Annotated in this window: 15 protein-coding genes; 6 read left to right on the top strand and 9 right to left on the bottom strand. The window is 63.5% G+C overall.

The features are described from left to right. The first annotated feature begins 137 nt into the window (after positions 1-137). Complete coding sequence (locus QRN45_RS17665; RefSeq protein ID WP_078106162.1) at positions 138-893, top strand: ArsR/SmtB family transcription factor; 756 nt, start codon at positions 138-140, stop codon at positions 891-893. 28 nt (positions 894-921) lie between these two features. Here the strand turns inward: QRN45_RS17665 and QRN45_RS17660 are convergent, their stop codons facing one another. The 3 genes from QRN45_RS17660 to QRN45_RS17650 all read right to left on the bottom strand — a co-directional run bounded on the left by QRN45_RS17660 (position 922) and on the right by QRN45_RS17650 (position 3727). Beyond that, entirely contained in the window at positions 922-1275 is a 354-nt protein-coding gene (locus QRN45_RS17660; protein ID WP_284764169.1) for a GNAT family N-acetyltransferase, read from the bottom strand. A 423-nt stretch (positions 1276-1698) separates the two neighbouring features. Beyond that, positions 1699-2523, bottom strand: coding sequence for a pullulanase X25 domain-containing protein (locus tag QRN45_RS17655; RefSeq protein WP_264637476.1), 825 nt, complete (start codon positions 2521-2523; stop codon positions 1699-1701). A gap of 178 nt (positions 2524-2701) precedes the next feature. Next, positions 2702-3727, bottom strand: a complete 1026-nt coding sequence (locus QRN45_RS17650; RefSeq protein WP_241710203.1) for an adenosine deaminase — start codon at positions 3725-3727, stop codon at positions 2702-2704. 369 nt (positions 3728-4096) lie between these two features. Here QRN45_RS17650 and QRN45_RS17645 point away from each other — a divergent pair, with 369 nt between their 5' ends. Then, entirely contained in the window at positions 4097-5002 is a 906-nt protein-coding gene (locus tag QRN45_RS17645) for an MSMEG_6728 family protein (RefSeq protein WP_241710202.1), read from the top strand. An 18-nt stretch (positions 5003-5020) separates the two neighbouring features. After that, positions 5021-5419, top strand: coding sequence for a DUF1622 domain-containing protein (locus QRN45_RS17640; RefSeq protein ID WP_078106131.1), 399 nt, complete (start codon positions 5021-5023; stop codon positions 5417-5419). A 58-nt stretch (positions 5420-5477) separates the two neighbouring features. On the opposite strand, the gene QRN45_RS17635 is transcribed toward QRN45_RS17640, so the two are convergent. The 6 genes from QRN45_RS17635 to QRN45_RS17610 form a co-directional block, all read right to left on the bottom strand. After that, the gene (locus QRN45_RS17635; RefSeq protein ID WP_216353791.1) at positions 5478-5651 is read right to left on the bottom strand and encodes a hypothetical protein; all 174 of its coding nucleotides are present in this window, start codon (positions 5649-5651) and stop codon (positions 5478-5480) included. A 1-nt stretch (position 5652) separates the two neighbouring features. Continuing rightward, positions 5653-6108 carry a hypothetical protein gene (locus QRN45_RS17630; RefSeq protein WP_241710200.1) on the bottom strand — a complete coding sequence of 152 codons (456 nt, stop codon included), beginning with the start codon at positions 6106-6108 and terminating at the stop codon, positions 5653-5655. Between the two features lie 276 nt (positions 6109-6384). Next, entirely contained in the window at positions 6385-7794 is a 1410-nt protein-coding gene (locus QRN45_RS17625; protein WP_284764168.1) for a sensor domain-containing phosphodiesterase, read from the bottom strand. A gap of 122 nt (positions 7795-7916) precedes the next feature. Continuing rightward, the gene (locus QRN45_RS17620) at positions 7917-10343 is read right to left on the bottom strand and encodes a Tex family protein (protein ID WP_284764167.1); all 2427 of its coding nucleotides are present in this window, start codon (positions 10341-10343) and stop codon (positions 7917-7919) included. Positions 10344-10452: 109 nt separating this feature from the next. After that, a complete protein-coding gene (locus QRN45_RS17615) occupies positions 10453-10890 on the bottom strand; it encodes a CBS domain-containing protein (protein WP_078106135.1) in 438 nt (145 codons plus the stop codon). Positions 10891-11022: 132 nt separating this feature from the next. Beyond that, positions 11023-11481: a nucleoside deaminase gene (locus QRN45_RS17610; RefSeq protein WP_078106136.1), complete on the bottom strand. Its 459-nt coding sequence runs from the start codon at positions 11479-11481 to the stop codon at positions 11023-11025. Positions 11482-11559: 78 nt separating this feature from the next. On the opposite strand from QRN45_RS17610, the gene QRN45_RS17605 reads away from it, so the two are divergent. From QRN45_RS17605 to QRN45_RS17595, 3 genes are all read left to right on the top strand, one after another. After that, complete coding sequence (locus QRN45_RS17605; protein WP_284764172.1) at positions 11560-11952, top strand: GntR family transcriptional regulator; 393 nt, start codon at positions 11560-11562, stop codon at positions 11950-11952. Next, entirely contained in the window at positions 11949-13034 is a 1086-nt protein-coding gene (locus QRN45_RS17600; protein WP_284764166.1) for a DUF1648 domain-containing protein, read from the top strand. The genes QRN45_RS17605 and QRN45_RS17600 overlap by 4 nt, the downstream gene beginning before the upstream one ends. 92 nt (positions 13035-13126) lie before the next feature. Beyond that, on the top strand, positions 13127-16792 hold the full coding sequence (locus tag QRN45_RS17595) for a TM0106 family RecB-like putative nuclease (RefSeq protein ID WP_284764165.1): 3666 nt from the start codon (positions 13127-13129) through the stop codon (positions 16790-16792). The last annotated feature ends 1 nt before the right edge of the window (position 16793 follow it).

The following is a 16793-nucleotide window of genomic DNA, read 5'->3' as shown; positions in this document are numbered from 1 at the left end:
CCCCCGCCAAACACCCCGACGCAACCACCACTTCAGACCCACCCGCACATAAAGCCACCCCGGACATGAAACGCCCATCGGGACAAGGCCGCCCGAATTCGTTGACATGTGACTAAATGGTCACCTATCCTGAATCCATGGACGCCGTCTTCAAGGCACTCTCCGACCCCACCCGCAGGGATCTGCTCGACGAGCTCTTCCGCGAGGACGGGCAGACGCTCAGCGCGCTTGAAGCACGGTTCGACATGACCCGTTTCGGGATCATGAAGCACCTCAAGATCCTTGAGGAAGCCGGGCTGGTGGTGACCCGCCGTCGTGGTCGCGAAAAGCTCCATTACCTGAATCCGGTACCCATCAGGCTCGTCCACGACCGCTGGGTGAGCAAATATGCAGAACCATGGGCCGCTGCGTTGAGCGACCTCAAAACCAGATTGGAAAGTCCCGTGGAAAAAATCTTCGAAATCTACATCAAGACCACTCCGGAACGGCTTTGGGAAGCCATCACGGACAGCGACACCCGCAGCAAGTACCAGTTTGGCAACACCCACACTGCGGACTGGACGCCGGGCGGGCACTACGAGATGCACAATCCGAAGGCCAACGGAATGGTCCTCGGCGAAGGCGAGAACGTGGAGGTCGATCCCCCGCGCAGGCTCGTCCAGACCATGCGCGCGCTCTGGGGGGAAGACGTCAAAGCCGAAGGCACATCACGCGTCACCTGGGAGATCGAACCGGTGGGCGACTCCTGCCACCTGACCGTCACCCACAGCGATCTTCGCGAAGGCGGCAACGACCAGATCTACGGCGGTTGGCCGATGATCCTCTCCGGCCTCAAGACCTGGCTGGAGACCGGCGAAGTCCTGACGACTCCCGGTTCATTGATGTATTCGTGAGGCTCGACGGCGGGGCGAACCGCGGCCGTTAGCTCCTGGCGGCGGGAGCGAGGGCCGCGTTGAGGTACTCCAAGTGCGCCAGGGTCGGTGCAGTCGTGTTTGCCGCGTATTCCGGGTGCTTGGTGAGGAATTTCTTGATGAAAGGGCACACCGGCACGATCCCGACTCCCTCGCCCACGGTTTCCTTCAGGGCCACGTCGGCGAGCCTGCCCGCGAGGCCTTGTCCGCCGAACTCGTCGTTGATCACGGTGTGGTAGAAGATCCGCTGCGGGGACCCGGCGTCGTCGTACGCCTTGTACGCGGCCTTGCCGATCACGTGGCCATCAACCAGTACTTCAAAGCGCTCGCGGTCAACGTTGTGGCGGAAAGTGGCATCGGTCATCGCTAGCTCCTCGGTTAGGTCCTGTCGACCTACCCTAACCTTGGAGTCCGGACGCTTTGTTCCCGGTGCGACCTTGTCGACACACGCTGTGCAGCCATCAAAGAATCCCGGCACCGAGGACTCCTAGATTCCTGATTGGTTTGCTCTTTCCAACAATCCGGCATTGGTCCGGGACCACAAGTTGTTCTGAGCGTCCCGGAAGACCAGGCGCGTTACGCGCCAGTTCTCCTTACGGGTGATTGGCCGGGTGAACCCGGCCAGAGCGCCTGTGTGATCGGCCAAGGCCCAACCACTGCGGTCCTTATACGACTCCACAAAGTACTCCCCGGGCGATGACGCCACACGGACAAACATGCGTCAGGTAATCCAACTCCACGCTTCCCCAAGCCCGCGTTTGGACTTGGAGAAAGCGTGAAAGAAGGACTAGGCCGTGACGATGTCGCGTGTGGCGTGGTCGTACGTGAAGGTGACCTTGCCGCCGTCGTGCTTCAGCTCGTGGTTGGCGCCGTCACGCACGCCGAACGCGCCGTAGTTCTCGTCCCACGAGCGGTTCAGCGCGATCTTGTACGTATAGAAACCGGCAGGCAGCGTCGCCGCGAGGGTCCACACCTTACGACGGGCATTGAACTTCATTTGCGCCTCGTCGTACTGCGGAGCCCAGTCCTCCGGCGCCCCGAGAATCGTGTTGAAGTCGCCGGCGATCGCGACGGCGGACGGCTGCTCGAGCTTCTCGACGGCGGCGGCCGCTTTGGGTGCGGCAGCTTTCTTGGGTGCTGCCTTGGCGGCCGGAGCCTTCGTCGCGGCGGCTTCGACGGCAGGCGCCTTGTCCACTGCGGGAACCTTCTTGGCCGCGGGCTTCCTGGCGGGAGCCTTCTTGACGGGGGCCGTCGGAAGCGGAGTATCTGCCGGAACAGGCGTACCCTCAGCCAACGCGCTGGCGAACTCGTCCGGCTTGGCGAAAGCGACCGTGGCACGCAGGCCGTCGTCGGTGATGGTCCAGCCCGAACGGCCCTTGACCAGCCAGCCGGCCTTGACCAGCTTCGCGGTCTCCGTCGTCAGGTTCTTGTGGCCGCGCGGAATGCCTCCGCTGAGCAGTTCACTCTCGCGGGCGTCCAGCGGAACGCGGACAATCGCTTCAGCCAGGATCTCGCCGGCGTTCAACGACTGCTCGGACCACGTTCCCTCTGCCAAGACATCCAGGACGGTCTTGAGGCGGACACTGCTTTTTTCGACGGTGGACTTGGCCACTGGGTCTCCTTCAACGGCGGACATTCCTTCAGCAGTCTGCCAATGTTCTGTAAATTCTGGCGACTGTTCTTGGTAAACACCGTGTGTCGTGACCCACTATTACGCCCAAAAGTCGGCAAGTGATGGAAGGCTCTCGGGTACCGGTCGGTAGCTAGGGCTTGGGGTACCCTCTTGCCCCCTACTCCCCCGCGGCCTTCTCCCACTCGGCAACCTCGGCCAACAAATAGGCCTTTCGGGCCTCGTCAGCGAAGGACGAACGCACCGAGTTTGCGGCCAGAATTGCCCGCTCGCCGACAGTCAAGCCGTGCACGGCGACGAGCTGCTCGAAGTTGTCGTCCACGTACCCGCCAAAGTACGCAGGATCGTCCGAGTTCACGCTGACATTCAGCCCGGCTGCCAACATCGCAGGCAAAGGGTGGTCGGCCAAGGTGTCCACGGCGCGCAACCGGACGTTGGACAAGGGGCACACCGTCAGCGGGATTTGCTCCGACACCAACCGTTGCACCAGGGCCGGATCTTCCATGCAGCGGATGCCGTGGTCGATCCGCTCCGCACCAAGCAGATCGAGGGCCTCGTACACATAGGATGCGGGGCCTTCCTCGCCGGCATGCGCGATCCGTCGCAGTCCGGCCTCCGCCGCGCGGCGGTAGAGCCGTTCGAACTTCGACGGCGGATTGCCCACCTCGGCCGAGTCCAGGCCGATGCCGGCAATGGGCGCCTTCATGGCGAGCAGCTGGTCCAAAACCTCCAGCGCGGATTCCTCGGACATATCCCTCAGGAACGCGGCAATCAGGAGCGTCGAGACGCCGAACTCCTCCACCGACGTCGCGAGTGCGGACGCCACACCGTTGACGCACGTCTCCAGTGCCACTCCGCGAGAGATGTGCGCCTGCGGGTCCATCATGACCTCGACGTGCCGCACGCCGCCGGCCGCGGCGCGTGCCAAATATGCCCTGGTCATGTCCGCAAAGTCCTGCTCGGTGCGCAACACCGCCATGTTGGCGTAGTACAGATCAAGGAATGACTGCAGATCCGTGAACTCGTACCGCGCGCGCAGCTCGTCCAAATCCGCGTACGGAAGCTCGATCCCGTTCCGTTCAGCGAGCGCGAAAATCAGCTCGGGCTGAAGCGTCCCCTCGATGTGTAGGTGCAGCTCGGCAACCGGAGGTGCCGCCGTCGTCGTCGATTCGCCAAAAGTTTCCACCCGACAAGACTAGGACGAATACTCACCGCACCCCATTTGAACGCCCTCGCAAAGTGGGTTCAGGGCAGGTAGCGATTGATTCTGCGCAGGAGCGACCCGAAGACCGGATGGTGCTGCAATCGACGGACCATCACCGCGTTCCGAGCGCGGTCAACCGACCCCAGGCCGGACGATCTTGGCCGCGGGATACTCCGAACCGCAACACCAGCACGCGAAACCGCCTTGCACTTCATCATCGAATTCCGAAGGGGCTTCCATGGGACAAGTATTACTGCAAACCCCACTCTTCAGGGGCCCGATAACACAGGCGAGGGGAAGGCCACACCGTGTCAACTTGGATCTATGCCGTTCGGCCCCCAAACTGAAAGGATGCAGACCTTCCTCCCGTTCCCCGATTTCAAGCAAAGTGCTGCCGTCTTGGACACCGCAAGGCTTGGCAAGCAGCGTGTCGAAGCACTGCAGATCCTTCGCGCACTGGTGATCCCCGAGTTCGGCCGGCCCTCCCACCCCGCTATCCGCATGTGGATGGGCTACGTTCCCGCCCTTACTCTTTACGGCCTGGCCATGGTGGATGAATGGGTCGCCCGAGGCAACCCGGACAACACCCGCGCCAGCATCACCGAGTTCGCGCCCCAGGCGGCCCACCCGGACTACGCCTCCAAGATTCCGATGCCGCCGTGGCTGGGCGACGCCGATTTCCACCTGAGCCACCGCTCCAAGCTGCTCCAAAAGGAGCCCCGCTTCTACGCCGAACTCTTCCCGGACACTCCGAACGACCTTGAGTACCTCTGGCCCGAGCCTAGTCACGAGTTCATCCCCGAAGACCCCTACGACGACTTCATCTGGGTGCTTCGCGCCCCGGTGGGCGACGTCGAACCCGAAAAGATCGACAAGGTGGGGATGCCGGCAGCAGGCAAGGCCAAGGCTGCCAACAGCGACGGCGACGGTTACCAGTTCGTGTACGCATCGGAAACGTCCCGCCGCCCGGGCAAGACCGCCCGCAAGGCTCCGAAGCAACTGGTGAAGAAGCCCACCCGCAACCGCCAACGCCAGGACGAGGCCTTCCGCACGCTCCCCGGCAACACGTCCGTCCTCGTCCCCATCGAGGGTGGAGCCAAGTTTGCCTTGGGCAAGGTCCTCGGCCGGCCGATCACCCTGGAAGACGGCCGTTTCGGACGCAACTTCGAGGTCACCAAGATCATCGACCGTGCGGACTTCGACTACCCGGCCTTGTTGCAGGATCCCCGGGCGTTCTTCCCGATTCCGGCACCGTAACCCGGGCCAAGGGGACTGATGGATTTCCAGCAAATCATCGAGGCTGTCGGCCGGTACATGGACTTTGCGGGTGTCGCCGTGATGGTTGTCGGTGCCATCGCGTCGGTCCCGCTTGCCCTGCGCGGTTACAAGCCCAAACGCCTACCGGCAAGCTCGGCGCCGCTTTCGGTGTACCGCTCCTACAGGCAGCTCCTGGGACGCTCCATCCTGCTTGGCCTCGAATTCCTGGTGGCCGCGGACATCATCCGTACTGTCGCAGTCACCCCCACCTTTGAGAGCGTGGGGGTCCTGGCGGTCATCGTGCTGATCCGGACGTTCTTGAGCTTCTCCATCGAGCTTGAGATCACCGGGCGGTGGCCGTGGCAGAAGGCTCCCGCCCCAGGCTCGGAAGCCCATCCGGCATTGCCGACTTCGTGACTCACGAGTCGCACGCTCGCCCCCACTGCGCCGATCGCCGTCGTCTTCGTCATTGCGTCTACTTATTCTGCCGACGGACGAGCGCCCGGATAACCAAGATCTCATAGGCCACCAAGGCAACAACCCAAATGTAGTCATACCAGCGGGCGTCGAATCGAACAAGCAACGCCAGCAGACCAAGGGCTGCAACCAACTGGGTGGTGACGATGGCCAACCAAGGCGTGGTCTTCACCTTATCCACAGGAAATGATCACCCCTCCTGCCGAGAAAAGGACACCCGCACCGTAGGCGGCCCAGCCGATTGCTCCTATCGGTCCCATAAGAGACACGATTACACCAAACCCTGCATACGCACATCCTATTGACACCGGTCCGCCAGGTGCCTTTTTATTTACGAGAACGGCTTCACCCGAAAAGTCGTATCGCCCTTCAAGGCGGATTTTTAGTGCCGCTTGCGTCTCCGAAAATTGAGGACTTTCAAGGAGCAAAGCTAGACGGTTGCTATCACCGTCAAACGCCTCAGAAATTGCGGTTTGAATCTGTTCAGGTGTTTGCAATTGCGACGTTGTTGCGGCGGGTGGTGGCGCTGGAACAGTTACGGCCGTTGCGCCATTAATCCCACCGAGCAACAGAGCTGCACTTGTAACGACAACCGAAATGACGCTTCGTACTTTCTTCCCAATGCCCATTTCTCTCCCCTTTGAGTTGTAGCAAGTGGGCGACCATCATAAGTTGCATTTGTTAGAGGAAAGTTGCGACTAGGTGCTGCTAGTGCAGATTTGAGTGTCGTTTGGCGGAAAAATGAGTGTTCTTGCTTGGGAAGAATGAGTATTTTCATCGAAGATGCCCGCTGGGCCCTTTGGTGAATACTCTGGTTCCCGAGGAGTGCCAGCCCAGGCCATCCCTAATGCAACTGACTCGCAGTTAACGTCGTTTTCAGGGCTCAAAACGACACCTGCTGCGAGCTAGTTGGGCCCGGGATTCATCGATGTCTTCGGTCTTCCCCGGCGTTGGAACGCCTCATCCCACTGTGCCCAGTCTTCCGGCCGCACCGACGGACGTCCGAGAAGGTAGCCCTGCCCGGCGGTCATGCCGAGCTCGGCCACCGCGCTGAGCTCGGCTTCGGTTTCGATCCCTTCGGCGACGAGGGATGCCCCGATTTCCTTGGCGAACCCGACCATGGCAGCCCCCAACGCGCGCTGGCCTTGGTCGGTGTCGATGCCGGCGATGATGTCCCTGTCCAGTTTGATCACGTCCGGCTTAAGCAGCAAGACGTGGCGCATGGACGCAAACCCGGATCCAGCGTCATCAACGGCGATCCTCAATCCACGGCCTCGCAACGATGCAAGCGCAGCCGCGAGGGGACCGTAATCAACCACATGTTGGCGTTCTGTCACCTCGAGCACTATCCGCCCCATCGGGATTCCGGCATTCGCAAAAATGTCGGGCAACCGTGGGTCAAGACATGCCCGTGGTGAGAGATTCACGGAAACCGACAACGAGGGTGGCAGCCCGGTCGCGGCGCGCAGCGCGGTTTCGAGGGCAAGAATCTCAAGCTCAACATCGAGTCCCACTGCCGCAGCTTCGACGAACCACACCTCGGGAGAAATGCCCTGCGGACTCAAGAACCGGGTCAACGCTTCAGCCCCGAGGACTGCATCTGTTTCCAAGGATCGGATCGGTTGGAAGGCTGTGAGCAAGGAGCGGCTGGCCAGGATCGCTTTAATGCGGCTTCTGATCTCGCCGGTAGCCAGCGCGTCAAGTGTCAGGGGATCAAGGGCCCTGCTGGTTCCCTCAAAACCGCTTGGCTGTCCAGCGGCGTCGTAGAGCGCCCTTCCGGAAACCTCCACCACAACCCTGCTGCCGTCTTTGTGGCGGCACACGGCGTGTAGTCCGGACCACCCGGCGGCGTTCTGGGTGGACGTTTTTGCTTGCAGTGCATTCGCCAGATCGTCGGGGTCGATAACCAGGCGGAAATGCCTTCCCAGGAGCTCGGAGGGCTCGTATCCGATCAAATCCACGCCCGCCGGGCTGGAGAAGGTGAAGCGCCCGTCATGTCCTATGGCCCACAACCACTCCCGGCTGGTGCTCAGCACCGTATCCATCAAGCGGCTGGTCTTTGACGCTTGGTCCCGCTCCCGCCGCTGGTGCCGCACCAAGGAAAATGACGCGAAAACCACAACCGGCACCACGAGCAAGGAAAACCCATCCGAAATCCAGACAGGCCATCCCCATGTTTCCCACGGATCATCGCCGGAGACGTAGGGCAGCCCGACCGCCAAGACAACACCCAACTCCATGGCGATGATGACAAACAGCCACAATCCGGGCCTGAAAGTCCGCGTCTTCGTTCCCAGCCTGCCCATTCCGAACATGGCTCCCCCCTGGCACAAGCTAAGGCTGCTTCTCTTCCACATCATGCCACTCACGGTCCGGGAACCAATAGCATTCCTGTCGAAATCGTCAGGCGTCGGGGGCCGGGTTGTAGGTTTTCGGGTTACTTCCCCAACCCGGCCCGGCGGAGTGCTTCGGCCATGGCCGTGTTGACCGGCGCTTGGGGAGCCGCCTTCGCGGGAACAGCCTTGCGAGCAGGCGCACCCTTAGCAGGAACTGCCTTCGCGCCCTGTCCAGCCTGCGGCGCCGCCGGACGCCGCTCGCCTCGCTCAGTACCGCGCGCACCGCGGTCACGCCCGCCGCCCCGCGAACCGGACCCGCCCGCGGTGCCGGGTTCGTCGTCGAGCCTCAAGGTCAATGAAATCCGTTTCCGCTCCGGATCCGCTTCCAGGACCTTCACGCGCACGACCTGTCCGGATTTCACGATCTCGCGGGGATCTGACACGAACTTGTTGGCTAGCGCGGACACGTGGACCAGGCCGTCCTGGTGCACTCCGACATCCACGAACGCCCCGAACGCCGCCACATTGGTGACGGTGCCTTCCAGGATCATGCCGGGCTTGAGGTCTGAAATCTTCTCGATGCCCTCGGAGAACGTTGCTGCGGCGAATGCCGGGCGGGGGTCGCGGCCCGGCTTTTCGAGCTCGGACATGATGTCGCGCACGGTGGGCAGGCCGAACGTCCCATCCACGAACGCCTGCGGATCGAGCGATGACACCGCAGCCCCACGCGCGGCGGCCACGATCTTTCGGGCCACCGAATACGCTTCCGGGTGCACGCTGGACGCGTCGAGCGGTTCCGCTCCCCCGGTGATGCGCAGGAAGCCCGCGCACTGCTCAAAGGCCTTGGCACCCAGCCGCGGCACCTTTTTGAGGTCGGCCCGCTTGGCGAACGGGCCGTTTTCGTTCCGGTACGCCACAATGTTCTCGCTCAGGAGCGGCCCGACGCCGGCGACGCGGGCCAAAAGCGCTGGCGACGCCGTGTTCACGTCCACGCCAACCGCGTTCACGCAGTCTTCGACGACGGCGTCCAGCGAGCGGTCGAGCTTCGCGGCCGTGACATCGTGCTGGTACTGCCCCACACCGATCGATTTCGGTTCGATCTTCACCAATTCGGCCAGCGGATCCTGCAAACGCCGGGCAATCGACACGGCTCCGCGCAACGATACATCCATGCCCGGAAGTTCTGCGGCCGCGAGCGCGGACGCCGAATATACGGACGCACCCGCCTCGGACACCACGAGCTTCTGCAACGTGGGGCCGCCGGAGGCTGCCAGCGACTTGATGAGCTGAACGGCGAGCTTGTCCGTTTCGCGCGACGCCGTACCGTTGCCGATCGCGACGAGCTCGAGGGCGTGCTGCCGCGCCAAACGCTCCAGCGTCACCAAGGCCTCGTCCCATTTCTTGGCCGGGGCGTGCGGATAGACGGTATCGGTAGCGACGACTTTGCCGGTGCCATCGACGACGGCCACCTTCACGCCCGTCCGCAGTCCCGGGTCCAGGCCCAGCGTGGCGCGGTTTCCGGCGGGAGCCGCAAGAAGAACATCGCGCAGGTTGGCGGCGAAAACGCGGACGGCTTCATCCTCGGCCTGGGCGAACATACGGCTGCGCAGATCGCTGCTCAGGCGGTCCAAAATCCGCGAGCGCCAGGCGATCTGTGCGGTCTGGACAAGCCACGCATCGGCGGGCCGGCCCCGCTCGGCGACCCCGAGGCACTTGGCCACAGCGTTCTCGTAGCGGCCGCGCGCGGCGGCCAGGGCGTCGTCGTCGGCTGGTTCTGCCTCGGCGAGATCGAGCTCCAGGACGCCGTCGTTCTCGCCGCGCAAGAGCGCGAGCACGCGGTGGCCCGGCATGCCGGAAGGCACTTGGGAGAACTCGAAGTAGTCCTTGAACTTCTGCCCCTCGGCTTCCTGGCCCTTCTTCACGCGCGACACCATCCGCCCCTGCGTCCACAGCCGCTCGCGCAGCGTTTCGGCGAGATCGGGGTCCTGGGAGACCCGTTCCACGAGGATCGAGCGCGCGCCGGCGAGCGCCGCGGAGGCATCGTCGATGGAGTGCTCGGCGTTAACGTACTGCGCGGCCTCGCGCTCGGGCTCGAGCTGCGGGTTCGCGAGAAGCGCCTCGGCGAGCGGTTCGAGGCCGGCTTCGCGGGCGATCTGCGCTTTGGTGCGGCGCTTGGACTTGAAGGGAAGGTAGATGTCTTCCAGCCGGGACTTGGTATCGGCGCCGACGACGGCGGCCTCCAGTTCCGGGGTCAGCTTGCCTTGCGCGGCAATCGCCTCGAGAACGGTTCGACGGCGGTCCTCCAGGTCCCGCAGGTACCGGAGCCGTTCCTCGAGTTCACGCAACTGGGTGTCATCGAGAGTCCCGGTGACTTCCTTGCGGTAGCGGGCGATGAACGGGACGGTGGATCCGGCGTCGAGCAATTCAACCGCGGCCTTGACCTGCCAGGACTTCACGCCGAGCTCTTGGGCGATCAGTGCGTGGATGGCGGCGTCTGCTGACTGGGGCTGGGGAAGAAGGGTCACCATGACATTTTGCCTCACGGAGTTTGCCCTGGCTAAAGACGGAGCCGAGTGCTGCACATGGGGAAGCGCCACGGCCGGAGGCCGTGACGCTTGATGGGTGCGAAAGTTGGGGTTAGCCCAGTTGCGCCATGGGGGTCTTGGCGGAGATGTGCTCCACCAATTCGCCTACGCGCTCCTCGGTGTAGTTCCGGGCGATGTCGCCCTGGCTGATGATGCCCACCAACTTGTGGTCGGTGATGACCGGAAGGCGCCGGACCTGGTGCTTTTCCATCAGGTCGATTGCTGCATCGATGCTGGCATCGGCATCGATCCAGATCGGCGTGCCCTGGGCGAGATCTGCCGCGGTCAGGCGGTCAGCATCCAATCCCTCAGCAACGCACTTGACCACAATGTCGCGGTCAGTGATGAATCCTTTGAGTCTTCCATCGTTGCCGCAGATCGGCAGGGAACCGACGTCCAGATCGCGCATCAGGACAGCCGCGTCACGCAGCGACTGCTCTTCCTTCACGCATTGGGCATTGGTGGTCATGAATTCGCGCACAACACTCATGAGTCCTCCTTGATCGATTGGGTATCGACGCGGACCCCCGGCACCGACGCCGATGCTGCCAGCCTACGCTTGGGGTTTGGCCATGGCCAGATGCTGTTTGCTCTGCCTGATTACTTGTTGCTCCCGCCCGATTTACTCGGCGATGTCTTCGGCCCACAGTTCCGGATTCTCTTCCTGGAAGGTGCGCATCATGTCAACGCACCGCTGGTCATCGAGGACCACAACCTCCACGCCCCGCGACCGCAGCAACTCGAATTCGCCGTCGAACGTGCGGGCCTCCCCCACCACGACGCGCGGGATCTTGAACTGGATGATTGTGCCCGTGCACATGGCACACGGCGCGAGGGTCGTATAGAGGGTGGTGTCCCGGTAGCTCTTCTGCCGGCCGGCTGCGCGGAGGGCCGACATTTCCCCGTGTGCGATGGGATCGCCGTTCTGGACGCGTTCGTTGTGCCCGCTCGCGATCACCACCCCACCACGGGCGAGCGCGGCGCCGATGGGAATGCCACCTTCGCCAAGGCTCTTTTGGGCCGCCTGGTACGCGGCTTCGAAGGCGGGATCGTGGGAGGTTGGGGCGTCAGACGGGTTCATTCGGAGCCTGCTTTCCGGAGGTGGGGATCTTCCGCTACTTGTTCTATAACTTATATAATAAAGAGGGAGGTGGGAGTGATGATCCTCAACGTGGACCTGGCCAGCGACGTGCCGATCTACCAGCAGCTTCGGGACCAGATCGTAGAGGCGATCGCGGACGGCGTGCTGGCCGAGGGCAGTTCGTTGCCCGCCACCAGGGCGCTCGCTGCGGACTTCGGGATCAACTTCCACACCGTCAACAAAGCCTATGACCTCTTGCGCCAGCAGGGCCTGATCCAGCTCAACCGCAAGACGGGCGCGGTGGTGACCACGACGGTTGCGGACCCGCTGTTCAGCGCGGACTGGACGGCGAGGGCACGGACCCTGCTCGCCGAAGCCGTCGCCCGGGGACTTTCGCCCGAGGAAGTTCTCGAGTCCTGCCGCTCGATTCTCGATTCATTTGGAACCACGCAGCCGGAGGAAACACCATGACCGTTGCCATTGTCCTGAGCGCCGCGTTGGCGGCACTGGTGCTCGCCATCGCGCTGGTCCTGCCAGCGATCAACAGCCCGACCGTGCCGTTCGGGGTCCGGGTACCGGCCCAACGTGCCGACGACCCGACAGTGGTCAGGCAGACCCGCGTCTACCGTTGGCGGGTTCTCCTGAGCGGGATCGTGGCCATTGGGGTCTGCCTTGCCATTTACGGAATGACCGGCGAAACGCTGCTCCTGCCGCTGTCGGTGCTGGTGCTCGTGGGCTTCTGGTACGGCTGCTTCTTCCTGGCCAACCACGAGATCCGGGCCGCAAAGGCCGCCGGGGGTTGGTATGAGGGAGTGCGCCAAGGCATCGCGGTGGATACCGAACTGCGGACCGATCCACCGCGTTTTCCCTGGCTCTGGCTGGCGCCGGCGTTGATCGTCACCATCGCTACTGTAGTGATCGGCGTGATCAGCTACCCATCGATGCCCGATGTGCTCGCGGTGCACTACGGTGCGAAAGGCATACCCAACCGATTGGCCGCCAAATCGATCGGCACCGCCTTTTCACTGGTCTTCGTGCAGATCGGCGTGACAGCGCTGCTCGTGGGCATAGCCGCGGCGATCCTCTTCCGCAGCCGGCCCGACATCGACCCGGCTCACCCGGCAGGCTCCGCACACTGGCACCGCCGGTACATGCTGCTGGGCGCCAGGGCACTGCTCGGATTGCTCGCGATGATCGACCTCGCGATGCTGGGATCGTCGTTGCTGATGTGGACAGGCACAGTCACGCCTTGGGCGCCGCTGGTGGTCGTCCTCCCGATCCTGGCCGCCGTCGCGGTAGCCGTGGTTGTCTTCGCCCGGAACAACCGCGCTCGGGACGAAGGCGAGGAGGACACCGGCCTGACCCACCGCGAGGACGACAAATACTGGCGGAGCGGCTTGTTCTACGTCAACCGCGAAGACCACGCTCTCATGGTTCCGCGGCGCTTCGGCCTGGGATGGACCCTCAATTTCGGCAATCCCAAGGCGGCCATGCTCCTTGCCGGCGTGGTGGCGCTCATCGGCCTGGTGATCACCCTCCGCTTCGCCGGCTGACCCCGCTTTGCACTGGCACTCACGCCGGGGCTGCCTTACTGTCGGACCGCACTGATAGCTTGGCTTCATCAGCTCAACGGTCTGGGGGCACGGTGTTTTTTCTCGATTCGGTAGATGCAGGGCAAGCGCAGGATTTGGTGTTTTCCGCCAGCGACCTCGTGACGGCCTCCACCTGCGAGTACCAGTTGCTGCGCACGTTGGACGAGAAAATGGGCCTCGCGCAGAAGCCGGCCTTCGCCGTCGACGAAATGCTGGAGCGCACCGCCGCGCTGGGCGACGTCCATGAGCACAGGGTGCTGGACCGTTTCGTGGCCGAGTTCGGCACCTGGGATCCGTTGGCACGTAAGGGCGTGTTCGACGTCGTTCCCGCCGAAGCGATGGACCGCGCCACCCTGCAAGCCAAGCATGCGGAGTCGATCGAGGCGCTGCGATCCGGCGCGGATGTGGTCTTCCAGGCCGCGTTCTTCGACGGACAGTTTCATGGACGCTCCGATTTCCTCGTCAAGCAGCCGGATGGCAGCTATGCGGTATACGACACCAAGCTCGCCCGCCACGCCAAGGTCACCGCGCTGCTACAACTCGCTGCGTATGGCGATCAGCTACTCAAGGCCGGAATCACCCCGGCCCCGGATCTGACCCTTGTCCTCGGGGCTACGATTCAGCGGGACGCTGCTGGTTCGGACGGCCGGGGCGGCTTCGACTACGTGCACAGCAACCACCGGCTCGCCGATGTCCTGCCGGTATTCCGTGAGCGCCGGGACCGCTTCCTCGCTTTGACGGACACGCACCGATCCGGCTTGGAGCCTGTCCAATGGGGCGCGACCGGAGTCACCGCGTGCGGCCGCTGCGACTACTGCAAAGAACAGGTAGGCCTCCACCGGGACCTGCTGATGGTGGCGGGCATGAGGATCACGCGGCGCAAGAAGCTCATGGGAAACGGCATCTGCACCATCGACGCCCTTGCCGACATGCCCGACGCCCCGGATTCCGCCACGCGGCGCCTGCAGGAACAAGCCCGACTCCAAACCGGAACAGCCACCCCCGATGGCACCGTCAGGTACACGGACAAGACCGGCGAGGCAAAGAGCATCAGTTATTCCGTGCTGGAGTCCAATTCCTTGGCCCGGCTCCCCCGCCCCGACGCCGGAGACATCTTCTTCGACTTCGAGGGAGACCCCTTGTGGCAAGACCCTCTCACCGGCCGTTGGGGACTCGAGTACTTGTTCGGCGTCGTCGAAAATCCGACGGAGCCGGGCGGATCTCCCGTGTTCAAGCCGTTCTGGGCACACTCGCGGGCCGAGGAGCGGCAAGCGTTCATCGATTTCCTCGAGTACGTGGCAGAACGCCGCATGAAGTATCCGGACATGCGGATCTACCACTACGCCGCCTACGAGAAAACCGCGTTGCGGAACCTGTCTGTCATCCACACCGTCGGCGAAGCCGCCGTGGACAACCTTCTCCGCGAAGGCGTGCTCGTGGACCTCTACGACACCGTCCGGCACAGCATCCGCATCTCCGCCGATTCGTACAGCATCAAGAAACTCGAACCCCTGTACATGGGCGAGCATTTGCGTTCGGGTGACGTGACCGACGCCGGTGCCTCCGTGGTTGCCTACGCCAACTACTGCACCGCCCGGGACGCGGACCACGAAGATGAAGCGGCAACGATCCTGGCGGGTATTTCCGACTACAACGAATACGACTGCCTTTCCACGCTGGAACTGCGCAATTGGCTGCTGGGCTTGGCAGCGGAGCGCTCCATTGAACCCGGTCTTCCAGCCACTTTGGGACCCAAATTGCCCGCGGAGACCCAGCCGGAAAAGTACGAGGCCGCACCCGAGGAAACAGCCCTCCTCGACTACCTGGCGGACTTCCCGGAGGACTCCCTTCGCTCCGATGACAACCGGGCGGTGGCGATGGTGGCGGCCGCGGTCGGCTTTCACCGGCGTGAGGACAAGCAATTCTGGTGGGGACACTTCGACCGCTTGGACCGGCCAGTCTCGGAGTGGGAGGACACGAGGGACTGCTTCATCGTGGAAGGCGGCGAAGTGCTGGAGGACTGGGCCAAGCCGACTCCGCGCAGCAATCCGGCCCGGAAGGTGCGGCTGTTCGGGCACGCCGCGGACGGTTCCGGTTTCGCGCCCGGCAGGAAGTACTTCCGGATGTACGGGCCTCCGCTCCCCGATGCCTTCCTTGGCAAGAACGAAAGCGCCCTCGGGAGATCGGGAATGGCCGGCACGGAGGTCATCGAGGTTGGTGATTCCGACGACCTTGATGAAGGCAGCTCACTCTCGGGGGCAGACGACGGCGCCTCCGATGTCGTGGCCATTTCAGAGCGACTTCCCAAGAGTGCCGAGGAATACGCGCAGCTTCCCATGGCATTGACGCCCGACGCTCCGGTCAACACAGACGGGCAACGGAAGGCCCTCAGCGAACTGGCCATCAAGGTGCGTTCCCATCTGCCGTCGTGGCCCAAGGACCCAGCGTTGGACTTGTTGCGACGAATCCCGCCTCGGCTGGCCACTCTTGCGGAACTGCCCGCCGTCGGGACCGGCGACGACGCATACGTGGACGCCATCACGGCCGCTGTGTCGGATCTGGACCAGTCATATCTTGCCGTTCAAGGTCCGCCGGGGACGGGTAAGACATACGTCGGCTCGCACGTCATCGCGCGACTGGTGCGTGCGGGCTGGAAAGTTGGGGTTGTCGCACAGTCCCATGCTGTCGTCGAGAACATGCTCCACGCCGCAGTCAAGGCCGGGGTGGACGCTGCACTCATCGCCAAGGAAATGAAGCACGACGACCCTGTTCCCTGGGACCAGCAAGCCAAGGACGACATCGAGCGGTTGCTTGCCGCGCCCGGAGGCTGCTTGATCGGCGGCACGGCCTGGACCATGACGGGCCGGACCGTTCCTGCGGGTTCCCTGGACTTGCTCGTCATCGACGAAGCCGGTCAGTTCTCGCTCGCCAACACCCTCGCCGTCAGCAGGGCGACGAAGAGACTGCTGCTCCTCGGTGACCCCCAGCAGTTGCCCCAAGTCACGCAGGGCAAGCACCCGGAACCGGTGGATGAGTCTGCGCTCGGCTGGCTGGCCCACGGCATGCACACGCTCCCCGCGGAGCTCGGCTACTTCCTGGCGACGTCGTGGCGCATGCACCCGGATTTGTGCGCTGCAGTGTCAGAGCTGTCCTACGATAATCGGCTGCATTCAGCGCCGACCGCTTCCGGGCGGCGGCTCTCCGGAGTCCGGGCCGGCGTCGAGTGCGTCTACGTCCAGCACCACGGCAACTCCACGCAGTCTCCGGAAGAGGCTGCGGAAGTAGTCCGGCAAGTCCGGGCGCACCTTGGCTTGGCTTGGCTGGACCCGCGCGAATCATCCGGCGAGCGGCCCCTGGCCGAACAGGACATTCTCGTGGTGGCGGCCTATAACGCCCAGGTCCAGCTCATCCAGCACGAACTAAGGGCGGCCGGCCTACGCGGCGTGCGCGTCGGGACGGTGGACAAGTTCCAGGGCCAGGAAGCCCCCGTGGTGATCGTGTCCATGGCTGCGTCCGCTGCCGGCGAGGTACCGCGCGGCATGGAGTTCCTGCTCTCACGCAACCGGATCAATGTGGCGGTGTCGCGCGGTCAGTGGCGCGCCGTCGTCGTGCGCTCACCCAAACTGACAAACTACCTGCCGACCAGGCCGGAAGGCCTGGAGCAGCTGGGTGGTTTTGTGGGCCTGTGCCAGCGCAGCAGCCCAACTGACTCGCATTAGT

The organism is Arthrobacter sp. efr-133-R2A-63, from assembly GCF_030209795.1.
In the GTDB taxonomy this organism is placed as follows: Bacteria; Actinomycetota; Actinomycetes; order Actinomycetales; family Micrococcaceae; genus Arthrobacter; species Arthrobacter bambusae_A.
The sequence above is the reverse complement of the archived record's forward strand: the minus strand, read 5'-3'. Positions and strand labels throughout refer to the sequence as shown.